This window comes from Streptomyces sp. NBC_00554 (assembly GCF_041431135.1).
Lineage (GTDB): Bacteria > Actinomycetota > Actinomycetes > Streptomycetales > Streptomycetaceae > Streptomyces.
The window spans coordinates 6,961,948-6,986,006 of record NZ_CP107799.1 but is presented as its reverse complement, the minus strand read 5'-3'; the positions used below and the strand labels follow the sequence as shown (position 1 = coordinate 6,986,006).

19 protein-coding genes are annotated in these 24,059 nt (G+C 70.8%); 8 read left to right on the top strand and 11 right to left on the bottom strand.

Annotated elements, in window-relative coordinates; translation table 11 throughout:
• Positions 1-344: 344 nt before the first annotated feature.
• Positions 345-854 (top strand): hypothetical protein, encoded by a 510-nt coding sequence (locus tag OG266_RS30790; protein WP_371549581.1) that lies wholly within the window; start codon positions 345-347, stop codon positions 852-854.
• Between the two features lie 22 nt (positions 855-876).
• Here OG266_RS30790 and OG266_RS30785 read toward each other — a convergent pair whose 3' ends face one another.
• Positions 877-1,338 (bottom strand): Rrf2 family transcriptional regulator, encoded by a 462-nt coding sequence (locus OG266_RS30785; RefSeq protein ID WP_329547813.1) that lies wholly within the window; start codon positions 1,336-1,338, stop codon positions 877-879.
• Between the two features lie 71 nt (positions 1,339-1,409).
• On the opposite strand from OG266_RS30785, the gene OG266_RS30780 reads away from it, so the two are divergent.
• A complete protein-coding gene (locus OG266_RS30780; protein ID WP_371549579.1) occupies positions 1,410-4,361 on the top strand; it encodes a beta-galactosidase in 2,952 nt (983 codons plus the stop codon).
• On the opposite strand, the gene OG266_RS30775 is transcribed toward OG266_RS30780, so the two are convergent.
• The 10 genes from OG266_RS30775 to OG266_RS30730 all read right to left on the bottom strand — a co-directional run bounded on the left by OG266_RS30775 (position 4,358) and on the right by OG266_RS30730 (position 13,929).
• Positions 4,358-5,860 (bottom strand): alpha-N-arabinofuranosidase, encoded by a 1,503-nt coding sequence (locus OG266_RS30775; protein ID WP_266463102.1) that lies wholly within the window; start codon positions 5,858-5,860, stop codon positions 4,358-4,360. The genes OG266_RS30780 and OG266_RS30775 overlap by 4 nt on opposite strands.
• A gap of 68 nt (positions 5,861-5,928) precedes the next feature.
• Positions 5,929-6,894: an arabinan endo-1,5-alpha-L-arabinosidase gene (locus tag OG266_RS30770; protein ID WP_371549577.1), complete on the bottom strand. Its 966-nt coding sequence runs from the start codon at positions 6,892-6,894 to the stop codon at positions 5,929-5,931.
• Between the two features lie 21 nt (positions 6,895-6,915).
• Positions 6,916-7,779, bottom strand: a complete 864-nt coding sequence (locus OG266_RS30765) for a carbohydrate ABC transporter permease (RefSeq protein WP_266463096.1) — start codon at positions 7,777-7,779, stop codon at positions 6,916-6,918.
• On the bottom strand, positions 7,776-8,711 hold the full coding sequence (locus OG266_RS30760; protein ID WP_371549575.1) for a carbohydrate ABC transporter permease: 936 nt from the start codon (positions 8,709-8,711) through the stop codon (positions 7,776-7,778). The genes OG266_RS30765 and OG266_RS30760 overlap by 4 nt, the downstream gene beginning before the upstream one ends.
• Entirely contained in the window at positions 8,708-10,066 is a 1,359-nt protein-coding gene (locus tag OG266_RS30755) for an extracellular solute-binding protein (RefSeq protein WP_266463090.1), read from the bottom strand. Before OG266_RS30755 ends, OG266_RS30760 begins: the two co-directional genes overlap by 4 nt.
• Positions 10,067-10,259: 193 nt before the next feature.
• The gene (locus OG266_RS30750; protein ID WP_371549572.1) at positions 10,260-11,099 is read right to left on the bottom strand and encodes an SMP-30/gluconolactonase/LRE family protein; all 840 of its coding nucleotides are present in this window, start codon (positions 11,097-11,099) and stop codon (positions 10,260-10,262) included.
• The gene (locus OG266_RS30745; RefSeq protein WP_329547809.1) at positions 11,096-11,869 is read right to left on the bottom strand and encodes an IclR family transcriptional regulator; all 774 of its coding nucleotides are present in this window, start codon (positions 11,867-11,869) and stop codon (positions 11,096-11,098) included. Before OG266_RS30745 ends, OG266_RS30750 begins: the two co-directional genes overlap by 4 nt.
• A 155-nt stretch (positions 11,870-12,024) precedes the next feature.
• On the bottom strand, positions 12,025-13,374 hold the full coding sequence (locus OG266_RS30740; RefSeq protein WP_371549569.1) for a helix-turn-helix domain-containing protein: 1,350 nt from the start codon (positions 13,372-13,374) through the stop codon (positions 12,025-12,027).
• 68 nt (positions 13,375-13,442) lie between these two features.
• The gene (locus tag OG266_RS30735; protein WP_371549568.1) at positions 13,443-13,775 is read right to left on the bottom strand and encodes a hypothetical protein; all 333 of its coding nucleotides are present in this window, start codon (positions 13,773-13,775) and stop codon (positions 13,443-13,445) included.
• Between the two features lies 1 nt (position 13,776).
• Complete coding sequence (locus OG266_RS30730) at positions 13,777-13,929, bottom strand: hypothetical protein (RefSeq protein ID WP_371549566.1); 153 nt, start codon at positions 13,927-13,929, stop codon at positions 13,777-13,779.
• Positions 13,930-14,228: 299 nt separating this feature from the next.
• On the opposite strand from OG266_RS30730, the gene OG266_RS30725 reads away from it, so the two are divergent.
• From OG266_RS30725 to OG266_RS30700, 6 genes are all read left to right on the top strand, one after another.
• Positions 14,229-15,206, top strand: coding sequence for a DUF3068 domain-containing protein (locus OG266_RS30725; protein WP_371549564.1), 978 nt, complete (start codon positions 14,229-14,231; stop codon positions 15,204-15,206).
• Positions 15,207-15,472: 266 nt separating this feature from the next.
• The gene (locus tag OG266_RS30720) at positions 15,473-16,627 is read left to right on the top strand and encodes a glycosyltransferase family 4 protein (protein WP_371549562.1); all 1,155 of its coding nucleotides are present in this window, start codon (positions 15,473-15,475) and stop codon (positions 16,625-16,627) included.
• Positions 16,624-17,409, top strand: a complete 786-nt coding sequence (locus tag OG266_RS30715; protein ID WP_371549560.1) for a class I SAM-dependent methyltransferase — start codon at positions 16,624-16,626, stop codon at positions 17,407-17,409. The genes OG266_RS30720 and OG266_RS30715 overlap by 4 nt, the downstream gene beginning before the upstream one ends.
• Positions 17,406-21,959 carry an alpha-(1->3)-arabinofuranosyltransferase family protein gene (locus OG266_RS30710; RefSeq protein WP_371549558.1) on the top strand — a complete coding sequence of 1,518 codons (4,554 nt, stop codon included), beginning with the start codon at positions 17,406-17,408 and terminating at the stop codon, positions 21,957-21,959. Before OG266_RS30715 ends, OG266_RS30710 begins: the two co-directional genes overlap by 4 nt.
• Positions 21,956-23,293, top strand: a complete 1,338-nt coding sequence (locus OG266_RS30705) for a condensation protein (RefSeq protein ID WP_371549557.1) — start codon at positions 21,956-21,958, stop codon at positions 23,291-23,293. The genes OG266_RS30710 and OG266_RS30705 overlap by 4 nt, the downstream gene beginning before the upstream one ends.
• Positions 23,290-24,048, top strand: a complete 759-nt coding sequence (locus OG266_RS30700) for a class I SAM-dependent methyltransferase (RefSeq protein WP_371549555.1) — start codon at positions 23,290-23,292, stop codon at positions 24,046-24,048. The genes OG266_RS30705 and OG266_RS30700 overlap by 4 nt, the downstream gene beginning before the upstream one ends.
• Positions 24,049-24,059 lie beyond the last annotated feature (11 nt).

Here is a 24,059-nt window from a genome sequence, read left to right as displayed (position 1 = left end):
CCTGAGTACGGCCTTAGTGCGGAATGAGGATGCTTCACAGACGGAACCCGGCCCTCCACCGGAGGCCCTCACCTCCCCGGCTACCTCAGCGGGCCCGGTCCGGCTAGTGCCTCGGGACGTACGGCCCTCCGCTCGCAGGCGAATTCACGCCTACGCTCCGGCCACCGAGGACTCCCCGGGCCAACACCTCTGACCTGCGGTTTCCGCGCGCCGCCCGACCCCACCGCAAACCCTGTGACGGTCTCGTCGCACACGCCGCCGCAACCGCCGTACGCGTCCCGGTGTCCCTCTGCACGCCGGCCGCCCACGGGGTCGCGGCCGACGATTTCCAGGGGGAGAACAACATGGTCAACATCACCGGCTCCGGCCGCCGCACCACCACACTCGGACTCGCGGCTCTGTTCGCCGCGGCCGCCGTCGCCACCACCGGGTGCGGCGGGAACCCGGACACGGCCGCCCGTACGAACGCCGCCAAGTCGGCGTCTCCGACGGCCACCGGGCCTGCCGCGGTGGAGGGCAAGGCCTACGGGTACAACCCGTACATCTGGGCCACCCGCTCGCCGAGCACGATCGGCGTCTACGGCCTGGTCCTGCGCGGCCAGAGCTTCACCATCGGCGGCCAGGTGAAGATGGTCCTCTACAAGGACGGTGGCGTGCCGGGCGTTCCGGTCTGGTACAAGACCACGACCGCGCGCTCCCTCTCCGGGCGCCACGGCGGGGCCTTCAACATCACGACCGGCCTGCTGGACTGCACCGCCTACGGCTACGCGAAGAACTCGACGCTGATGGCGCTCGACGTGACCACCAACACCTGGTCCAACAAGGCCCGCGTCTCCACGGGCTGCGGCAACTGAACAGGCATCCGAGCAGCGGGGGTCAGGGGTTCTCCCAGGCCGTCGGCTCCGCCGCCAGCTTCCGTACCGGTTCCGGGAGGGCGTTCGCCGCGATGTCCGCGAGTGTGACGCCCTCCAGGATCCGCCGTACGTTGGCGCGGACCGCGACCCACAGCGGCAGCAGCGGTTCGGCGGGCCCGGTGTAGGTGAGCTGGGTGGGCCGTTCGCCGCGTACCGACACGATGGGGCCGTCGACCGTACGGATGACATCCGCGACGGTGATCGCGTCGGCGGACCGGGCCAGCACATAGCCGCCGCTGCCGCCGCGCCGGCTGACGACCAGGCCGCCACGCCGGAGGTCGGCGAGGATTCCCTCCAGGAACTTGTACGGAATCACCTGCGCGGTGGCGATGACCTCGGCCTTCACCGGAGCGCCGTCGTCCTGCCGGACGGCCAGCTCCAGTAGCGCCCGTACCGCGTAATCCGCCCGCGCCGAGATCCTCATGCCACCATTGTGGGGCGAATCGCTGTGGACAATGGCCGCACCCGCGCCGCCCCTGTCCACCGGAGAACCACATGGTGTTGAGCAGACGTACCTTCAGCGCACTCGCCACGACCACCGCACTCGGCCTCATCCTGAACAGCGCCGGTGGGAGCGGCAGCGCCCACGCCGCCGGTACCGCACCCACCGGACCCGCACCCGGACCGCCCGGCGCCGACGGCCACCGGCACACCATCGGCTTCGACAAGTACTCGATGCTGATCGACGGCAGGCGCGTTGTCCTCTGGTCCGGCGAGGTCCACCCCTTCCGCCTCCCGAGCCCGTCCCTGTGGCGGGACGTCCTGCAGAAGCTGCGCGCCCACGGCTACAACGCCATCAGCATCTACGTGTCCTGGAACTACCACTCCCCCGCGCCCGGGAAGTACGACTTCACCGGCGTCCGGGACCTCGACCTGTTCCTGCGCATGGCCGCGGAGACCGGCCTGTACGTGATCCTGCGCCCGGGTCCGTACATCAACGCCGAGGTCGACGCGGGCGGTTTCCCCGGCTGGCTGACCGCCACCAAGGGCACGGCGCGGACCTCCGACCCGACCTATCTGAAGCACGTCGACGAGTGGCTGACCGTCGTCGACCGCATCGTCGCCCGGCACCTCTACAGCGACGGCGGCGGCACGGTCGTCCTCTACCAGCTGGAGAACGAGTACGCGGACCACGTCACCAGCCCCCTCGGCCGCGACTACATGGCCCACCTGTACGCCAAGGCGCGCGCCGACGGAATCGACGTGCCGCTGTTCCACAACGACAAGGGCAGGAACGGGCATTGGGCCCCCGGGACCTTCGACACCGGTGGGGAAAAGGGGCGTTACCTGTACGGCTTCGACGGGTATCCGTCGCCCTTCAAACCCCCGCCGGACTGGGGCTACTTCGGCGTCGGCGGTACGAAGGGCGGCTCGACGGCGAGTCCGCGGACCCCGGGGTTCGTGCCCGAGTTCGGGGGCGGCTGGTTCGATCCGTGGGGCGGGGTGGAGTTCGGCGGCTTGGGGTACGCCGAGTCGGCCAGGACGCGTGACGCGGCGTACGAGCGGCGCTTCTACCTCACCAACCTCGCCAACGGCATCAAGATCCACAATGTCTACATGACCTTCGGCGGCACCTCCTGGGGCTGGCTGCCCGCGCCGATCGTCTACACCTCGTACGACTACGGCGCCGCCCTCGACGAGGCCCGTCGGCCGACCCCCAAGCTGATCCCGATGCACCAGATCGGGCAGCTGCTGCGTTCCGTGCCCGACCTGGCCAAGCTGGACCGGGCGGAGGCGCTCGCGGGGACGGACCCGCAGGTCAAGGTGTATCCGCTGGTCAACCCGGACACCGGCGCCCACTTCTATGTCGTACGCAATGACAGCGCGGCGGAGGTGACGACGGAGCTTCCGTTCGCGGAGCTGCCGCTCACCGTGCCCGCCCGCGACGCCCGGCTCCTCGCCACCGGGATCGCCGTCGGGCGTCGGAAGCTGCGGCACTCCACCGCGCAGCCGATGCTCTGGCTCTCGGCGGGACGGCAGGACATCGCCGTGCTCACAGGGCGCTCCGGCGAGCGCATCGAGACCGCGTTGGAGTGCGCGAGCGAGCCGACCGTCACCGTGCTGGAGGGGGAAGCGGTACACGAGTACGAGAGTGGCGTGCTCCGGGTCTCCGCTCAACTCGACGGTCTTGTACGGGTGTTGGTGGAGGGCGGCGGCACCTCGGCACCGCTGCTGCTGCTCCTCGCCGACGACGGGACCTCCGGGCGGCTGTGGCGGTACGACACCCCGTCGGGGCCGGTACTGGTGCGCGGCCCGGCGCTGCTGCGCACCGCCACCGTGCGCGGCTCGGCCCTTCATCTCACCGGGGACACCGTGGAGGCGGCCGACCTGGAGGTCTGGGGGCCACGGGGTGTGAGCGAAGTCGTCTGGAATCAGGGCACGTTGAGGACGCTCGCCACGAAGTCCGGGAGTCTTCGGGCCGAGCAGCGGCTGCCCGGGGTGCCGGGTGTGCGGCTCCCCGAGCTGGCCAACTGGCGGCGGTCCGCGGAGAACCCGGAGTCCGAGGCCGGCTTCGACGACTCGGCGTGGCGGCTCGCGAACAGGACGTCCTCGTTCAGCACCACCCCCGTACCGGCCGGGCAGCCCGTGCTGTTCGCCGACGACTACGGATTCCACTACGGGGACGTCTGGTACCGGGGGCACTTCGAGGGCGGCGCGGCGGAGACGGTGTCGCTCGCCTTCACCACGGGCACGCAGGGGTTGCTGATGGCGTGGCTGGACGGGAAGCCGCTGGGTACGCACCGGATGCCGGTGCCGGACAAGAAGACAGTGCGGCAAGGGACTTGGACGGACACGGCGACCTTCCCCGTCCAGGTCGACGAAGGGCCGCATGTCCTCTCCGTCCTCGTCCGCCGTATGCAGCACGACCAGGACGGCAAGGCCGACGACACGCACAAGGTGGCCCGGGGACTGACCGCCGTGACCTTCAACGGGGCTTCTCCGGCCGTCACTTGGCGGATTCGGGGCGAGGGGGCCGCCGACCCGGTGCGCGGGCCGCTCAACAACGGCGGGCTGTACGGGGAACGCGAGGGCTGGCATCTGCCGGGGTTCGCGGACGGCGGCTGGAAGGTCGTCGACTTCCCCCGGGCCGAGCGGCGACAGGGTGTCGTCTGGTACCGGACCGGGTTCCGGCTCGCCGTCGACCCCGGCGTGGACGCCTCGATCGGGCTCACGCTCACCGACGACCCCGCCCGCGCCTACCGCGTCCAGATCTTCCTGAACGGCTGGAACATGGGCCAGTACATCAACGACGTAGGCCCCCAGCACACCTTCGTCCTGCCGAACGGGGTGCTGCGCACACGTGGAGCCAACACACTGGCCCTCGCTGTCCTGTCCGACGGGACCACACCCTCAGGTCCCGGTGAGGTGAAGCTGACGCTGATGGGCAGCGCGGCCGGTGGAGTGCCTGTGAAGGCGGTGGACTCCCCCGGCCGCACATCCGCCTAGCCGAGCCGGATCACGTTCCAGGACAGCGGCTCCAGGACGGCGGTCAACGTGCCGTCCTGGAGGGTGGCCCCCTCGACCCGGTGCGGAGTGACCCGCTCCGGGTCGTCCAGGGTGTTGGTGGCATCCGGGTCGGCGTCGGCGATCGCACTGTGCTCGACGACCGTCGTCAACCCCAGCCGGTTCAGGGCGACTTCGATCGGCAGCGGCTCGGTCTGACTGCGGTTGACCGCGAAGACGGTCACCGAGCCGTCCTCGGCGCGCACGGCGGTGGCGTGCAGCAGGTCCGCCTCGCCGTACTTCTTCGTCTCGTACGTCGGCGAGTCCACCCGTACGTCGAGGACCTCCCCGCGCCCGTACGCCGAGGCCTGCGCGAAGGGGAAGAACGTCGTCTGCCGCCAGGCCGGGCCGCCCGGCTCCGTCATGATCGGCGCGATGACGTTGACGAGCTGGGCGAGGCAGGCGACGGTCACCCGGTCGGCGTGCCGCAGCAGCGCGATGAGCAGCGAGCCGAAGACGACCGCGTCCGTGACGGAGTAGACGTCCTCCAGGATGCGCGGGGCCTCCTGCCAGTCCTCCACCGGGTGCGGGTTGGGACGGCTCTGGTACCAGACGTTCCACTCGTCGAAGGAGAGGTTGATCTTCTTCTTCGACTTGAGGCGGGCGCCCACGTGGTCGCAGGTCGCCACCACGTTCTCGATGAAGGACTCGGTGTCGACGGCGGAGGCGAGGAAGGAGTCCCGGTCGCCGTCGGTCTCCTCGTAGTAGGCGTGCAGCGAGACGTGATCGACGAGGTCGTACGTCTCCTGGAGCACGGTCGCCTCCCACGCGGCGAACGTCTCCATGTTCTGCCCGGAGGAGCCGCACGCGACGAGTTCGAGGTCCGGCTCGATCTGGCGCATCGCGCGCGCGGTCTCGGCGGCGAGGCGGCCGTACTCCTCGGCGGTCTTGTGCCCGGTCTGCCAGGGCCCGTCCATCTCGTTGCCCAGGCACCACAACTTGATGCCGAACGGGTCCTTGTCCCCGTGCGCCACCCGCAGGTCCGAACGGGCGGTCCCCGAGGGGTGGTTGGCGTACTCCAGGAGCGCCAGGGCCTCGGGGACGCCGCGTGTGCCGAGGTTCACGGCCATCATCGGCTCGGCCTGCGGGCCGACCTTCTTGAGGAACGCGATGTACTCGGAGAGGCCGAACCGGTTGGACTCCGTGGAGCGCCAGGCGAGGTCCAGGCGGCGGGGGCGGTCCTCGGCCGGGCCCACCGAGTCCTCCCAGTTGTAGGCGGAGACGAAGTTGCCACCGGGGTAGCGGATGGTGGTGACGCCGAGCTCACGGACCAGCTCCAGCACGTCCTGGCGCAGGCCCGCCTCGTCCGCCGACGGGTGGGCCGGCTCGAAGATGCCGGTGTAGACGCAGCGGCCGAGGTGTTCTACGAAGGATCCGAACAGGCGGGGGTTGACCTTGCCTATGGTGAAGGCGGGGTCCAGGGCGAAGTGGGCGGTGCGCATCTCTTCCTTCCGGGGGTTGAGTTTTGTCTGCGGGTTCGATTGGGCTGGTCGCGCAGTTCCCCGCGCCCCTAACGGACGCTTGGCCAGCCGTCTTTTGTCCAGCCGAGGGCGTTCAGCCCCAGCTTGGGCGTGCCTGAGTCCTCTGCGTCGTAGTAGTGGTACGCCAGCCAGTCCTGGCCTCGGTCGCGGAACACCGACTCGCCGCCCGTGCCGATGTAGCGCCCGTGGCCGGCCAGGAGGAGGTCGCCGCCGCCCTCCAACATCGGCTTGCCCGTGCTGTCGACGTAGGGGCCGGTGATCGTCGGGGACCTGCCGACCCTGATCTTGTACGTGGAGTTCACGCCCGCGCAGCACGCGTCGTACGACGCGAAGAGGTAGTAGTAGTGGCCGTGCTTGACGATGTACGGGCCTTCGACGGCGTACGGGAGGTCGGGGCGGGTTGCCAGGTGGTGGACGGTCGCGCCCGCGAGGGCCTTGCCGGTGCTCGGGTTCAGCTCGACCATGCGGATACCGGTCCAGTACGAGCCGAAGGACATCCACAGTTCGCCGTCGGTCTGGATGACGGCGGGGTCGATGGCGTTCCAGGTGTCGGAGGTCTCGGAGGTGAAGACCTTGCCCTGGTCGGTCCAGGTGCCGGGCATGCCGCTCGTGGAGGTGGCCACGCCGATCGCGGAGTGGTTGGTGCCCCAGGAGGAGACCGCGTAATACAGCCAGTACTTGCCCGCGCGGTAGGAGATGTCGGGGGCCCAGGGGTCGGCGGTGTCGTTGTACTCGTACCACCAGGAGGGCGGCTCGGCGAAGGCGTTGCCCGCGTCGTCCCAGTGTCGGAGGTCCGTGGAGAGGCGGGCGCCGATGATCCCGCCCGTCGAATAGGCCACGTACAGACCGTTCTTGAGGTGGAGGGCGGTCGGGTCGTGGATGATCTCCTGGCCGGTGAGGAGGAGGGGGTCGGGGTAGGCGGCCGCCTGCGCGGTGGTCGGGAGGAAGGCGAGGAGGGCGGCGGCGAGGGTTGCCGCGAGTCTGTAGCGCTTCAACTGCGTATCCCCTGTCTGGAGTTACTGGCCCGCGAGGCCGGTGTGTGCCACACCCGCCACGATCTGCCGCTGGAAGAAGACGAAGACGATGATCAGCGGCAGGCCTGCCATCAGGCCGCCGGCCATGAGCTGGGCCCACTGGATTCCGTAGGAGTTCATGACGGTCGCGATGCCGTTCGGCATGGTCATCAGGTCGGGGTTGTTGGTCACCATGTACGGCCACAGGAAGTTGTTCCAGGACGCGATGAAGGTGAAGATGCCGACCGCGGAGAGGGACGGGCGCGAGAGCGGCACGATGATGGTGAAGAAGACGCGCCAGCGGCCCGCGCCGTCGATGAAGGCGGCCTCCTCCAGCTCCCTGGGAATGCCCTGGAAGAACTTGTAGAGGATGTAGACCATCGCGGCGGGCGCGCACTGCGGCAGGATCATGCCCCAGTAGGTGTCGACCATCCCCATCTGCTGGACCGTGGTGAACAGGGGGACACCCAGGACGGCCGGGGAGATCATCAGGCCCGCCATCACCACGCCCATCAGGACGGACTTGCCCTTGAACTCGGTGCGGGCGAAACCGTATCCGGCGAGTGCGGCGACGGTGACCACGACGGCCGTCACAAGGACCGACACCACTAGGGAGTTGACGAACCAGTTCGTGATGTTGCCGGTCTCCCAGAGGCCCTTCCAGGCCTGGCCCGTCCAGACCTTCGGCAGCCAGTGCGGCGGGATCTCGGCTGCCTCGGCCTCCGACTTGAGCGAGGTGAGCAGGGCCGCCGCGATCGGCGCCAAGAAGACGGCGGAGACGGCGACGCCGAGCAGCGTGAGGACGATCTGGCTGGGCGTCCAGGGCTTGCGGGACTTACGTACAGGGGTGGTTGTAGCCGTGGTCATCGGCCGCCCTCCTCACGGTTGCGCAGCAGCGCCATCCGCGCGAGGGCGACGGCCGCGATGATCACGAAGAAGATGATGGACATCGCGGAGGCGTAGCCCACGCGGTAGCTGGTGAAGCCCTGTTCGAGGGTGTACTGGACGAAGGAGCGGGTGCTGATCTCCGGTCCCGGTCCGAAGTCCATCATCACGACGGCCTGGTCGAAGAGCTGGAGCGAGGCGAGGATCTGGAGCGCGATCACCAGGCCGGTGATGTGGCGCAGCATCGGGAGCGTGATGTGGACCATGCGGTGCCAGGCGTTCGCGCCGTCCAGTTCGGCGGCCTCGTAGAGGTGGTCGGGAATGCCCTGGAGCGCGGCGAGGTACAGCAGGAAGCTGAAGCCCACCGTCCACCACAGCGTCGCGATGACGATGGCGAGCATCGCGTACGACTTGTCGGTCAGCCAGGGCGTGTCGAGCCCGAAGGTCTCGTTGAACAGGCCGATCCCCTGGGTGAACAGCCATTGCCACATGTTGGCCGCGACGGTCGACGGCAGCAGGAACGGCACGAAGAAGCACAGCCGCCACAGCCACTTGCCGCGCTCGATGTGGTGCGCGAGCATCGCGAGCAGGAAGGCCAGGACCGTGATGCACGGCACGACGAGCAGCGTGAAGTACGCGCTGTGGCCGAGCGCGTCCCACATCGCCTGGTCGTTCAGGGCCTCGCGGTAGTTGTCGAGGCCGACGAAGCTCGCGCTGTCGCCGGAGATGTTGGCGTCCGTGAAGCTGAGGTAGACGCCGCGCAGCAGCGGCCAGACCACGAACAGCACGAAGAGCGCCAGGAACGGGGCGACGAACCAACCCCCGTGCTGGAAGCCCTGCTTGCGGCGGACGGTCGCGGTGGCGGCGGTCTTCACCCGCGCCGGTGCGATGACGGTCTCAGCACTGGTCGTCATGCGACAGCACCTCCCTGCGCTGCGGTCTTGCCGTCCATCGGGTTCTTCGATGCGAGGAGCTTGGTGAGATGGCTCTTCATCGTCCGCGCGACGGCGGCCGGCTTGGCCGAGCCCATGGTCGAGGAGACGACGACGGGGCCGAGGTCCTGGGCGAGGACGCCGGTGGAGCCCGCGAACCACACCTTGGGCTCGGTGGCCTGGTGGTCCATGGCGCTCACGTACTCGTTCTGCGGTTCCAGCTTCTTGTACGCGTCCGTGGACAGCGTCGGTGTGTACGCGGGGATGTGGCCGCCGGCCGCCCACTGCAGGGCGTGCGTGACGACGTACGCGGCCAGCTCGTGCGCGGCCTCGTTGGTGGCGCCGCCGCGCCCTGCCTGGTGCGGCAGGACGAACGCGTGCGACTCGGCGTGCGTGGCCTGCTTGCCGAAGACGGGCGGGAGCGGGGTCGCGCCGTAGTCCAGTTCGGCGCCGGAGAAGACCGGCACCGACCAGTTGCCCTCCCAGGTGAAGGGGGCGCCGTTGATGAACTGCTCGCCGGTCGGCGCGCCCGGGATGACGTATCCGTCGGTTACGTGCCGGCGGAAGAACTCCAGGACCCGGGTCGCCTTGTCGACGTCGAAGAGGACTTCTGTGTTTGCGGGGTCGTCGTCGTTGAACCACCGACCGCCGAGCTGGGTGTAGAAGGCGACGAAGAACCACCACTGGAAGTTCTGGTCGTTGGTCCACAGACCGATGGTCTGCAGGCCCTTCTTCTGGACCTTCTTGGCCTTCTTCAGGACGTCGAACCACTCGCCGGTGGAGGTGACCGGGATCATCCGGCCGTCGTCGCCGAGCAGGTCCGCCTTCTTCAGTACGTCCTTGCGGTAGAAGCAGAGCTGCACGTGGATGTCGAGCGGCAGGGCGTAGAGCTTGCCGTCGATGACACCGCGGTTCCACAGCGCCGGGTTGTAGTCCTCCTTGCGTACGCCGTACTTGGCGAGGAGCTCCTCGTCCCACGGGTCGAGGAGCCGCCCCGGCGAGAAGCCCGCGACCCTGCCCATATGCATGACGCCGAGGTCCGGTGCGCGGTTGCCCGCGGCCGCCATGGCGAGCTTGGTGTAGAAGGGGTTGCCCCACTGAAGGGTGGAGTCCTTCACGTCGATGGAGGGGTTCGCCTTACGGAAGGCGTCCAGCATCGCGATCATGTTGGCGCCGTCGCCGCCGCTGAAGAGGTTCCAGTAGCGGACCCGGGTGCTCGCGCTGGACGCGAGTGCGTCCGCGCCGGTGCCGAGTGCGGCGAAGCCGAGGCTGCCCGCGACCGTCAGCCCGCCCAGGCCGGCGAGAAGGTGTCGGCGATCCAGGTCAGGTCGTCCCATGCCCTGCCCTTACTGTCGGAGATTTGTTGTCCGAACTACTCGGAATGATCTTGTTCGAGATTTCGATTAGCGCTCGTAACTTCGAACGGGACCGTAGATAGGAAGCGCTTTCTAGTCAATGGTTTGCGCAAAAACAGAAGTCCCCGACCGGCACGCGGTCGGGGACTTCAGGGAGTTCGCCGTCGGAGCGGGGCTAACCCTCGAACGCGGGCTGCGCGAGCCCCTTGCCGGCGCCGGGTACCACCAGTACCGAGCCCGACATCGGGTGCGGTGCCTCCAGGCCCGTACGGGCTGTGGTGATGTACAGGTCGGTGAGGTCGGCGCCGCCGAACGCGCAGGCGGTGGGGCGGAGTACGGGGAGCTCGATCACTCGGTCGAGTTCGCCGTCCGGCGTGTAGCGGCGGACCGCGCCGCCGTCCCAGAGGGCCACCCACACACAGCCGTCGGCGTCGACGGTGAGACCGTCGGGGAAGCCCTCGTCCACCGAGGCCAACTTCCGTCTGTTGATCGGGAGTTGGTCGGCACCGACGTCGAACACGTCGATGCTGCGCGTCGGTGAGTCGATGTAGTACATCAGCCGGCCGTCGGGGCTCCAGCCGGTGCCGTTGCTGACGGCGACGTCGTCGAGGACGGTCGCCGCGGTGCCGTCGGGGGCGATCCGTGACAGCGTGCCGCCGCCCGGCGCCTCGTCGTAGCGCATGGTGCCGGTCCACAGGGAGCCGTCGGGCGCGACCGCCGCGTCGTTGCCGCGGCGGCCGGGAACGACGTCCCGGTGCAGCCAGCGGAAGCCCGTGAAGTCGTAGATCCCCACGCCGTCACGGAGGTTGACCACCAGGCCGCCGTCCGTGCGCGGCTTCGCGGCGCCCACGTGCTGCTCGGTGACCATGACCGTGCGGCGCCCGGTCACCGGGTCGTAGGTGTGGATCCGCGAGCCGAGGATGTCGACCCAGATCAGCCGCTGGGCGGCGGTGTCCCAGGTGGGGCCCTCCCCCAGCGTCGCGTACTCGCGTACCGCGACCTCGACGGCCGTCATCCCACGCTCCGGTGGCCGAGCCGCTCGGACAGTTCGGCGGCGCCCTTCACGGCGAGCTGCTCCAGTTCGGTGAGGCGCTCGTCGCTCCAGCGGATCATCGGTACGGAGATGGAGAGCGCGGCGACGACCTGGCCCGTGCGGTCGCGCACCGGGGCGGCGACGCAGCTCACGTCCGGGTTGGACTCGCGGCTCTCCACGGCGACGCCCCGCTGCCGGATCTCGTCGAGGGCCACCCGCAGGGCGGCCGGCTCGGTGATGCTGTTGGGCGTCATGGCGACCAGGTCGGCGTCGTCCGGGACGCGGGACGTCAGCTCCGGATCGGGGAGCGAGGCGAGCAGCATCTTGCCGACGGAGGTGCAGTGGGCGGGCAGCCGCCGGCCCGCGGCGGACACCATGCGCACGGCGTGCGTGGAGTCCACCTTCGCGATGTAGATGACGTCGGTGCCCTCCAGGATGGCCACGTGTACGGTCTCGTCGCAGGTCTCGGCGACCGAGCGGGCGACCTGCTGGCCCTCGGCGGCGAGGTCCAGCTGCTCGGCGTACCGGCTGCCCAGCTGGTACGGCCGCACACCGAGCCGGTAGCGTCCCGGCTGGCCGGGTACCTGCACGATGTACGAGCGGGCGGCGAGCGTGGTGACCAGTTCGTGCACGGTCGTGCGCGGCAGTTGCAGCTTGCGCACGATGTCGGGGGCGGAGAGCGTGCCGTCCCCGTCGAGGAAGAGCTCGAGTATGTCCAGAGCTCGGGTTACGGCAGGTACCAGGCGTCCCACAACCGGCCCCCTCCCTTGTGTTCGAAATTTCAACAGACGATCGGCATGGCGAACACAGGTTACTCATAGTGGTATTGGGCGGGCAATGGGTGTGCGCTGTGTGTGACCGTGGACTACCTGAGTGACGGGTGACTACCGCCCTTGGTGGTACGTGGTCACCGTCGCGTCCTGGGGTCGCCGAGCTCGCCGCGCAGGCGTTGCGCCCTGAGGACGAGCTCCAGCTCGAAGCGGCGGTCCGGGTGGTCGACCTCGTCGCCCCACAGTTCCCGTATCTGGCGCAGGCGGTAGCGGACCGTCTGAGGGTGGACGCCGAGACGGGCCGCGACCTCCGGGGCGCCACCGCGCGTTTCCAGCCATGCGAGCAGGGTCTCGGCGAGGCGGCGGCCGTGGGTGGGGCCGCAGTGGGCGAGCGGGGCGAGGCAGCGCAGGGCGAGGTCGTCGATGAGTTCCTCGGGCTGGAGGAGGACCAGGGCCTCGGTGTGTTCCGTGCAGTGCAGGACCTCGCCTGCGGGGAGCAGGCGCCGTTCCATGAGGCGTACGGCGGCCTCCGCCCAGCGCAGTGACTTCGCCGCGTCGGCGAGCGGCACCGGGGGGCCGATGGCGCCGGACCAGCCGGTCAGCGCGCGGTGCAGCAGTTCGGGGCGGCCCGCGGCGTCCGGCTCGGGTACGACCATGCGGGGCTGCTCGTACTCCATGTCGAGCAGCACGCCCTGGCCGACAGCGGGCGCGACGGCCTCGCGGGCGGGGCGCAGGAGTACCCCGACGGCCACCTTCTCGGGGAGCGGCCAGCCGATGCGGGCGGCACGTTCGCCGAGTGCCTCGGCGGGGTCGCCGCGGTGGTGTTCGGCGAGCAGCAGCTCCATCAGGCGGCGCTGGAGGCGCAGGCGCTCGCCGGCCTGGCGGGCGGCGGCCTCCGCGTAGCCCCGTACGGACTGGTCGACCAGGCCGTCCAGGTACTCGTATCCGGCGTCGACGAGTTCGTACATCGCCGGTGGCGGGATCTCGACCCGCTGCCCGATCTCGGCGAAGCGGCGCCAGGCGAGCCGGACGCCGAGCCGGTAGATCGCCTGGAGCGAGTCGAGGCTGCGGCCGTTCAGGCCCTCGCCGCGGCCGAACTCCTGGAAGACCTCGGGGTGGACGCGGGGGCGGCCCTCGGCGGTCTCCAGGTGCTGCACGAAGACCTCGATGGCGCGGCGGATGCCGATCAGCGCCATGGGCTCGCCGGAGTCGTCGAGGAAGACGGGCAGCTGCGGGTACTCGTGCCGGATCTCCTGCAGGATCTCCTCGGCGAGCACCGGCGCCTCGGCCATCGCGAGCGCCGCGAACTGACGCACCTGGAGCCGGGGGACGTCCCGCCAGGCCGAGCGCGTCGGAACGGCCCCCGGGCGGGGGGCCGCATCGGCGCTCCCGCGCACGGCCGGCGGTGGGGTCGCATCGCCGCTGCCTCGCACGGGCGGTGGTGGGGTGACGTCGGCGCTCCCGCGCATGGGCGACGGTGGGCTCACGTCGGCGCTGCCTCGCACGGCCGCCGGTGGAGTGACGTCGGCACTCCTTCGCACGACGGGCGGGGGCGTCACGTCAGCGCTCCGGTGGGTGACGGGCTCGGCCGAACCGGCCGACCGGGCCGGGCTCGGGTGTGGCGGGGCGTTACGCGGGGTCCGGTGGGGGCGTCGGCGGCGGGCACGCCGGCTCGGGCGCGGGCGTCCACGGCGGGCACCTCGACTCCGGTACGGCCGTCGGCGGCGGGCATGTCGGCCCCGGCACGGCCGTCCAGGCCGGCTCCGGCGCGGCCCTCCGCAACAGCCAACTCGACCCCGGTACGCCCATCGGCGGCGGGCACGTCAGCCCCGCCACGGCCGTTCACGGCAGACGCCTCGACCCCCGCGTAGCAGCCCGTGGCGCGCACGTCAGCGCTCCTGTCCGGCGTTCTCGTATGTGATGAGTGGGGTGTTCGGCTGGTTGGGGGTCGCGTCGAGCAGCGCGACGATGCCTAGCGCGGCGCCGATCGCGAGTGCGGTGGCGGCCAGGACGGTCAGTGCGGCGGCGAGCAGTCTGGACATCGCGGGTCAGCCTCTCTGTCGGAGGTCGTCCCCACCCCGGCCGCTTCGCCCGCGTGACCGTGGTCGTCCCATGGTCGTGCGGCCGGCGGCCCCTGCCCGTTCCCCGGTTGGATCCCGTGGTGCGTTCCCGATGTTCGCCGGTCCCGTCCGGCAAGTCCACAGTCTCGACAATGCATTGACACTCCGTCAAGGGTGCGCCTACGGTTCCCGGCCCATACCGCAGGTGCACTTTCCCCACGGTGTCGACCCGCCCGCACGACCCGCGCGTCGAGCCGCCACACGCCCCCTGGAGTGCCCGGATGCGCCGGAAAGCCTCGCCACTCTCCCTGATCCTGCTGGGTCTCGGGACCTTTCTCCTCGTACTGGCCCCGATGCTCGCGTGGTACGTGAAACCACATGCCGCCGTGAATCCGATCGACATCGACCAGACCGCCGTCTACACAGGCACGGGCAGCGTCTTCGACGTCGAGCAGGTCGCCACCATGCCCGACCAGAAGATCACCGTCACCCAGAAGGTGCGCGGAGACGTCGCCGCCAGCGAGACCAGCGGAAACGGGGTCTGGGACGTGACGACCACGGTCGACACGGACAAGTCGCTGCCCGCGGCCGACCCGCACGACGCGCTGGAGTTCACCCCGCACCGGTGGGTCATGGACCGGACGACCAACAAGCCGGTGCACTGCTGCCAGGAGAAGCCCTACATCGAGGGCGAGGCGTACCTCAAGTTCCCCTTCGACGTGCAGAAACGCGCGTACCGCTGGTGGGACAACTCCCTTGGCGCGACGGTCACTCTGAACTACCGCGGCACCAAGAAGATCCGGGGTTACGAGGGCCTGCGCTTCACCGGCACGGTCCCGGCGACCAAGACCGGGACGCGGCTCGTACCGGGCGCGATCGTCGACCTGCCCGAGCGCAGCCAGGTGCTCGCCGAGGAGTGGTACGCCAACCACGGCGTCGAACTCGTCGTCGACCAGCGCACGGGACGCGTGCTGTACGCGCAGACCGGACCGCGCAAGACCCTGCGGGCGCCGGGCGGCACGGAGGACGCGGCGGTGCTCCTGGACAGCGAGAAGATCGCCTTCACCGCGGACACGCAGGAGTTCGCGGTGGACCGGGCGAAGGAGGAGAGCGGTCAGCTGAAAGCCGTGGGGCAGACGGTGCCCATCGGGGCCGGTGTGCTGGGATTTGTCCTCGCCGCGGCGGGAGTCGTTTTGGTCGTACGCGGGCGTCCACATCCCGATACGCCCGAGTCCTCCCAGCCTGCGCCCACGATGTGATGAGGCGTCAGCTCACAAACCCCGGAAATTGTCACCTCGGTGAGTAGCAGCATCCGACGGCTCGGCGAAAACTGTCCACCCCCACCCGAGCACAGCCCGCCCACACTCCCGATACAGCCAGTACCCCAATACTCCACAGATCGGAAGATTTGAAGCTCCGCCGGCCCCCGGCGGATCCGAGATCCCGCACCCTGCGCCACGCCCCACCGCCCCACCGCCCGACCCCCCACGCTGAGTTCCGCACCCTGAGACGAGTTGGAGCACCCATGCCCCAGCACGTGCCGTCGTCGCTGCGCGCCGCGTTCCCGCGCAACGCGCAGCACCCTCCGGCGCTTCCCCCCCAGCCGCGCCGAATCGTTTTCCTCGCCCGTCGTGACCTCGGCAACCCGGCCGCAGGCGGCTCCGAGCTGCTGGTCGACCGACTCGCCGAGGGGCTGACCCAACTCGGCCACCAGGTCACCCTGTTGTGCGGCGGGCCCGCGGCCTACCGCGACTACCGGGTCGTCTCGGCGGGCGGCGACCTGGGCCACTACCTGCGCGCCCGCCCCACGTTCCACCGCCAGGTCGGTGACTGCGACCTCCTGGTCGAGGTGTGCAACGGCATGCCGTACCTGGCGCCCATGTGGCACCACGGACCCACGCTCTGCCTGGTCAACCACGTCCACACCGACCTGTGGCGGATGCGGTTCGGCGGACCGATGGCGCCCGCGGCCCGGATCGGCCGAAGACTCGAACACTGGGCGCTGGCGGGCGCCGCACAGCGCCGCAACCTGCTGGTCGCCGTCTCTCCGTCGACGGCGCACGCGCTGCGCGCGATCGGGGTCGAGCGGGACCGTATCCGGGTCGTGCACAACGGCGTCGAGGAGCCGGGGCCACGGGGCCAGCGCTCACCGGAGCCGCTGTTCCTGGCGATGGGGCGGCTCGTCGAGTACAAGCGGATCGATCTGCTGCTGCGTCTGTGGGAGCGGGTACGCCCGGTCACCGGCGGCCGTCTCGTGATCGTCGGAGACGGCCCCGAGCGGGAGCGCCTGGAGCAACTCGCGGGCCCCGGCGTGGAGTTCGCCGGGCATGTCTCCGAGGCGGAGAAGCACCGGCTGCTCTGTGCCGCCTGGCTGCTGCTGCACCCCTCGGCCGTCGAGGGCTGGGGCCTGGTGGTCACGGAGGCCGCGGTCCGTGAGACCCCGGCGATCGCCTTCGACGTACCCGGTCTGCGCGACTCGGTGGTGGACGGCGAGACGGGCGTCCTGGCCCGCGGTGAGTCCTCCTTCGCCGCGGCCTGGTGCACCCTCGCCCTGTCCACCCACCGCCGCACCCTCATGGGCAAGGCGGCCCGCGACCGCGCCGCCCAGTACCGCTGGAACCACACGGTCCGCCAGTTCAGGGCGGTGGCCGGCGAGGCGGTGAGGAGCTGGGCGCCATGACGGCCCCGACCGGGACGGGAAAGGGCGCGGACGAGCGCGCGAGTGGGGGTACGGGTCTCAAGGACCCCTCCATACGCCGCTCCCTCGCCCTCTTCCGTGCGTTCCTGCACGAGCAGGACGACCCCGAGGCCTGCTACTCGCTGCTCGCCCGGGACGCCGCCGACCAGGTCGAGGCGTACGACGGCCCCGTCGAGGGCCGTACCGTCGTGGACGTCGGCGGCGGCAGCGGGTACTTCACCGAGGAGTTCCGGCGGCGCGGGGCGCACGCCTATCTCTTCGAGCCGGACATGGCGGAGTTGGGGCCGAAGCCGCCCGACTCGGCCGTCGTGGCGGACGGTTATCTGCTGCCCCTGGCGGACGGGGTCGCCGACGTCTGCTTCTCCTCCAACGTCCTTGAGCACGTGGCCGATCCGGGGACCTTCATCAGCGAGATGGTGCGGGTGACCCGGCCGGACGGGCTGATCTATGTGTCGTTCACCAACTGGCTTTCCCCGTGGGGCGGTCACGAGTGGGCGCCCTGGCACTACTTCGGCGCGGAGCGGGCGCGGGCCCGCTACAGCCGCCGTACCGGAAAACCGGCCAAGCACACCCTCGGCGAGAACCTCTTCGCCGTCCACATCGGAACCACCCTTCGGCAGGTGCGCGCCCGCGACGACGTCACGGTCGTCTCGGCGCGCTCCCGCTACTGGCCGTTCCTCGCGGGAGCCGTCGCGAAGGCGCCGGGGCTGCGCGAGTTCGCCACCTGGAATCTCCTCCTCATCCTCCGGCGGTGTCCACCATGACGAGCACGGTCCAGGCTCCACCCCCGGCAGCCGTCCGCCCCGTCGCGACCACCTCGGGCCCCCCTGAGGGGCCGCGGTCGCGACGGTGGCTGCTGGGGTTCTGGGCTGTTGTGTTCGTGCTGTTCCTGGTGGTGCACCCCGGGCGCACGACCTTCGACACCAAGCTCGGAGTCGCGCTCGACCCGTGGCAGTTCCTGTCCGACCTCGGGCAGCTGTGGCACGACCGGGGCGGCTTCGGCGGCATCCAGGACCAGTACGTCGGCTATGTCTGGCCGATGCTGCCGTTCTACGGCCTGTGCAAGCTGATCGACCTCCCGGTGTGGCTGGCGGAGCGGCTGTGGCTGTCGCTCGTCGTGTCCGTCGCCTTCTGGGGCGCGCTGCGGCTGGCCGAGCGGCTGCGGATCGGCACGCCCGCGTCCCGTCTGCTCGCCGCCGTGGCGTATGCGCTGTGGCCGGTGTTCACGATCGTCGTCGGCTCGACCTCGGCCGCCGCGCTCCCCGGCGCCTTCCTCCCGTGGGTCCTGCTCCCGCTCACCAACGAGCGCTACAGCGCCCGTATCGCGGCCCTCCGCTCGGCGCTGATCATCCCGTTCATGGGCGGTGTGAACGCGGCCTCGACCCTCGCCGCCCTCCTCCCCGTCGGCCTGTATCTCCTCTCCCGCCCACGCGGCCCCCGGCAGCGCAAGCTGATCGCCTGGTGGGTTCCCGGCGTGCTCCTGGCGACCGCCTGGTGGGTGGTCCCGCTGCTGGTGCTCGGCATCTACGGGGAGAACTTCCTTCCGTACGTGGAGACTTCGCAGACCACGACGGCCACCATGTCGGCGACGGAGACCTTGCGCGGGGCCGGGAACTGGGTCGCCTATCTGCACTTCGGCGAGGCCTGGCTGCCCGCGGGCTGGACCGTCGTGGCCTCGGTGATCGTGATCGTCTGCTCGGCGCTCGCGGCGGGCCTGGGCCTTGCGGGGCTCGCCCGCCGTGACATGCCCGAGCGGCGCTGGCTCGTGCTGACCGTGCTGACGGTCGCGCTCATCACCCTTGCCGGGTACGGCGGTTCGTTCGGCGCGCCCTTCCACGGCGTGGTCCAGGACTGGCTGAACGGCGGGCTCGTCCCGTTCCGCAACATCTACAAGTTCCAGACGGGGCTGGCGCTCGCCCTCGTGTTCGGGCTGGCCCATCTGGTCGGGGTCGCCTCGGAGCAGCGGGGGGCCAGGCAGGTCCGCGGGCGCCGTCTCGCCCCGCTGATCGCGGCGGTCCTGATCCTGCCCGGGCTCGCCTGGCCGTATCTCAACGGGTCGATCCTGAACCCGGGTTCGTTCCAGGAGCTCCCCAAGTACTGGCAGAGCACGGCCGACTGGCTGGAGAAGTACTCCCCCGACTCCCGCGCCCTCGTCGTCCCCGCCACCGCGCACGGCATCTACACCTGGGGCTCGCCCATCGACCAGCCCCTGGACGTACTCGCCGACTCCCGCTGGGCGCAACGCGATTACGTCCCCTTCGGCACCGCGGGCAACCGGCGCGCGATGGACGCGGTCGAGCAGTCCCTGATGTCGGGCTCCGAAGTCCCGGGCCTGGCCGACTACTTGAGCCGGGCCGGCCTCTACTACGTCGTCGTACGCAATGACCTGGACCCCGACCAGCTGGGCTACGTTCCGACCACGACCGTGAAGCGGACCCTGGAACAGTCGGGCTACCAGCGCGTGACCGGCTTCGGGCCGGTGATGACCGGTGGCCGGATCGCCGAGGACACTCCCCTCCAGGTCGAGGGTCTGTATCCGCGCCAGCGCTCCGTCGAGATCTACGAGCCGGTCAGCGACGACGTGCCACGGCCGGGGCAGGCCGGGCTCAAGCCGATCGCCGACACCGCCGTCGTCTCCGGCGGCCCCGAGGCTCTCCTCCCGCTCTCCGCCGACCCGGCGATGCGGGACCGCGCCACCGTGCTCACCGGCGACAACCATCCGGGGCTCGGCACCCCGGCACTCCAGGTCCTCGGCGACGGGCTGCGGCGCGCCGACACCCGCTTCGGCCTGGTCAACGCCAACACCTCGTACACGTACACGGCCGACCAGCGCAACGACAGCGACAGCGCGCAGGACGCGGGTGAGGAACCGCACCAGATCCTGCCGACGGAGGGCATCGACCACCAGACGGTCGCCGAACTGCGCGGCGCCCGCTCGGTGACGGCCTCCTCGACCGGCAACTGGCTGTTCTACCTTCCGCAGTACGACCCCGTGAACGCCTTCGACGGCAATCCGGACACCGCTTGGGCGGAGGGCGCGGCGGGCTCGGCGGACGGGCAGTGGCTGCGGATCGGCTTCACCGATTCCGTGGACATGCCGTCGTCGTTCAAGGTGACGCCGCTGCCCCAGGACGGGGTGCGGTCCGCGGCGACGCGAGTGCGGGTGGAGACGGAGAAGGGTTCCGTCACGAGCTATCTCCAGCCGAACGGCATGGCGCAGAGCATCAAGTCACCTGTCGGCGACACGAGTTGGCTGAAGATCACGATCGTCGACTCCACGGAGCAGCACGCCGGTCTGACCGGTGCGGGCTTCTCCGAGATCGACCTCCCGAACGTCCAGGTGACCCGTCTGCTGCGGCTCCCGACGGACGCCGGCGACTCGGACGCCACCGCCGAGATCGTCTCCCTGCACCGCTCCGCCGACCCCACCGGGCTCTCCCCGACGGGCACGGAGGCGGGTCTGCACCGCGTCTTCTCGACGTCGACGTCGGGGACGTACGAGATCAAGGCGAGCGCGGTCCCCGTACCGGGCGAGGAACTCGACAAACTGCTCTACGAGGTGGCGCCGGAGCAGCAGAGCCGGATCACCGCGACGGCGGACTCGACGGCGCAGCTCGGCGCGGGTCTGTCGGCGCGCAATCTCACGGACGGCGACCTGACGACGGCGTGGATCGCGGGCGACAACCCGACGATCCACCTGAGCTGGCCGGACAAGCAGGCGGTCTCGTCGATCGTCCTGGCCCCGGCGGGCGGTCTGTCCACCCGGCCCACGAAGATCGCCATCAGCTCCCCTGATGGGGCGGCGATCGTCGGCGTCGACGAGAACGGCTGGGCCCGCTTCGAGCCCATCACCACCGACCAGCTCGACATCACCGTCACCGAGACCGCGCCGCTGACCGTCCACAACCCGGTCGCGGACGCCGACCTGCAACTGCCGGTCGGACTCACGGAGGCGTACATTCCGGCGCTCGACCAGTACCGCACCCCGCAGCCCTCGGCCACCCGGGAGTTCTCGCTCCCCTGCGGGAAGGGGCCGGTGCTCGCGGTCGACGGGAAGCTGTACGCGACGAGCGCGGCCGGGACCGTGCAGGACCTGGTGGAGCGCCGCGCGATCGACCTGACGCTCTGCCAGGAAGGCGGCGAGGACGCGGAGTTGGACCTCGCATCCGGCTCGCACCGGGTCGAGGCCGGGGACGCGGGACCGCTCACCGTCACCGACGTGACGCTGACCCGCGGGACGGTCACGGAGGCCCCCACCGCCGGGCGTGAACTGGGGATACGCGACTGGCTGGGCGACCGCCGCGAGGTGACGGTCGGCTCGGGCGCGGCCTCCTACCTCACGACGTACGAGAACTTCAACGACGGCTGGAAGGCGACGCTGAACGGCAAGGAGCTCACGCCGGTACGGCTCGACGGCTGGCAGCAGGGCTGGCAGATCCCGTCCGGCTCGGGCGGCACGGTCAAGCTGTCGTACGAGCCCTCGACGACGTACGAGGCCGGGCTGATCGGCGGCGGGGTCGGCGTGGCCGCGCTGGTGGGCCTCGTGCTGTGGCGGCGGCGCTCGCCCAACCCCGACGAGCCGCAGCCGGTTCCGGCGGGGCCCGGGGTGTGGCTGGGGCTGGTCGCGCTGACCCTGGTGGGGATCGTGATCGCGGGGTTCTTCGCGCTGCTGGTGCCTGTGCTGGCGCTGCTCGCGTGGAAGCGGCATTCGCTGCTCGTGCCGATCGCGTTTCTCGCGCTGGCCGGGGCGGGGATTGCCGCCTCGACGGGGGCCGGGGAGGCGGTGGCCTCCGACGCGGGGGCGTTCGGGCCGGTGGCTCAACTGCTGGCGTTGATCGGGTTGTTCGCGGCGTTGGTGACTGTGCGGGAGGCTGTGCCCGCCGGGCCGCCGCCTTGGCAGTGGGGGGCGCCGCCGGGGGCTCCCGGGGCGGAGGCGCCGACGGCGCCGTTGCCGCAGCGGGTGCGGGGGGAGAACCCGGGGCCGGGGGCGTTCGGGCCGCCCGCCGGGGGCGAGCCGGGCAAGGGGAAGCCCGGCGGCGATCCCGGTGCGTCGGCTGTGCGGTCCGAGTCGGGGACCGATGTTGGTTCGCCCCCTCCGCCCCTACCCGTCCCTTCCCGGGGCTCCGCCCCGGACCCCGCTCCTCAAACGCCGGAGGGGCTGGATCCTTCCGAACTGTCCGGGCCGACCATCTCCGCCCGTGGTCCCGGATCCGCCCAGCCCGAACCCGAGCCGCCGACCGTGCGGAACCCGTTCCGTAAGTCGAGGTTCAAGGCGACTCCCTCGGACGACGCACCCAGGGACAAGGCCACATGACCGCGGTCGAGCACGCGGCACGGAACGGTGCGGGCGGGCCGGTCGGGCCCCCCGTGCGGGTTCCCTTCCCCGTTGTCGACGAAGTCTCCCGGCACTGCCTCCAGGAGGCGGAGCCGGAGACCGTTCACATCGAGGTCCATCTGCCGGGGCGGCTCGACCACGCCCGCCTGCGGTCGGTCTTCACCGAGGCCCTGCGCCGGCACCCGCGCATCCTGATGCGGGAGGCGCCGGGCCCCTGGTACCGCCGGCGCTACGAGTGGGAGCTCACCGACGGTCCGGACGTGGAGGTCGTGACGTTCCCGCCGCCGGACCGGGACGCGCTCAAGCATGCCCGCGACCGGGCGCTGGACGACGCCCCTCCGCTGTCGGCCGCACCGCCGGTCCGGCTGGAAGTCGTCGACGAGGACGGCGCGTCCGAGGGCACCGTCCTCTTCCTCACCATGAATCACACGGCACTCGACGGCCCCGCCTGCCTCCGCATCCTGGCCACGGCGGCGGAACTGTACGGCGGCCGGGACAACTCCCCCGCCGCACCCCCCGTACGCACTCCCGGAGCCCCGGAGGCCCAGCGGGTCGACACCCCCTCCAGCTGGGCCCCGCCCGCCCGCGTGGCCCACGGCACCCCCGAACCCTCCCCCGGCAACGGCCTGCTCGTCACCGAGCTCAACGTCCCGCGCCGCCCCAAGGGCTCCCCCTACACGGTGAACGACCAGCTCATGGTCACCACCGCCCTGATGCTCGCCCACTGGAACAGGGAACACGGCGCCCGCCCACGCCCGCTGCGGATCACCATGCCGGTCGACGACCGCTCCAGGGATATGGACATGCCCATCGGGAACGGCACGAGACTCGTCGAAGTCACCTTCGCCCCCGAAGAGTTGGGGCTGCCGGAGAAGACGGATCCAGCGCGGATGGGCGAGCTGCTGCGCCGCACCGCGCTCCGCACCCAGGCCCTGAAATCCGTGGACCGCCCTCAACTCGGCCACGGGGCCGCCCTCTTGACCGCCCCCGTGGTCCCGGTGGCCTGGCGGGCCGCCCTCACCCGGGGTCTGCGCAGGGCGGCAGGACCCTGGACGTCGACCACGCTGCTGAGCAACATCGGCCGGATCCCGTACCCGCTGGACTTCGGGGAGGCGGCGGGCCGCGCCAACGCGGTCTGGTTCTCGGCGCCCGCGCGGATGCCCCGCGGGCTGACCGTCACGACCGCGTCCACCGCGGGCCGCCTGCACGTCGCCCTGCGCTGGTCGCGGACCCTGCTCAGCCACGGTGACGGCGCCCACCTCCGCGACCTCTTCGAGCACTATCTGCACGCGACGGAGGAGAACGGCCCATGACGACCAAGGCCCCTGCGGCAACCCCGGCAACAGACGTCGTACGCCGGGGACTTCGCGACTTCTACGAGGACCCCGGCGTCCCCGTCGCCTCCGGCGTTGCCCGCAGCCTGCGCCAGGCCCGCATGCTTGCCGCCGCGCTCGGCCCGGCGACGGCTGGTACGAGGACCGTCCTGGACATCGGCTGCGGCGACGGCTCCGCCGCCGCGACCGCCGCGCCCCTCCTCGCCGGACACCGGCTCATCGGCGTCGACTGGTCGCAGGACGCCCTCAGACGGGCCCACGCCCATGTGCCGTACGCGATTCGCGGCGAACTCACCGACGGCGGGCTGCCGTTCAGGACGGCGTCGGCCGACGCCGTGCTGTTCAGCGAGGTCATCGAGCACCTCGTCGACCCGGACAGCGCACTCGACGAGATCCGCCGGGTCCTGCGCCCGGGGGGCCACCTGATGCTCTCCACCCCGAACCTGGCCGCCTGGTACAACCGCGCCCTGCTCCTTGCCGGTGTGCAGCCCGTGTTCTCGGAGGTGAGCCTGCGCGCGATCCACGGCCGCCCGGGCCGAGAGGTCGTGGGCCATCTGCGGCTCTACACCGCCCGCGCGCTGAGGGAGTTCGTGACGGCGTCGGGCTTCGAGGTCGAACGGCTGCGGGGCGCGCCCTTCCACGGCGTACCGCGTCCGCTGCGAGCGCTGGACCGGCTGGCCTGCGCGGTCCCGTCGGCGTCCTCCATCCTGCTCCTGCACGCGCGAAGGACGTAGCCCATGTGGTG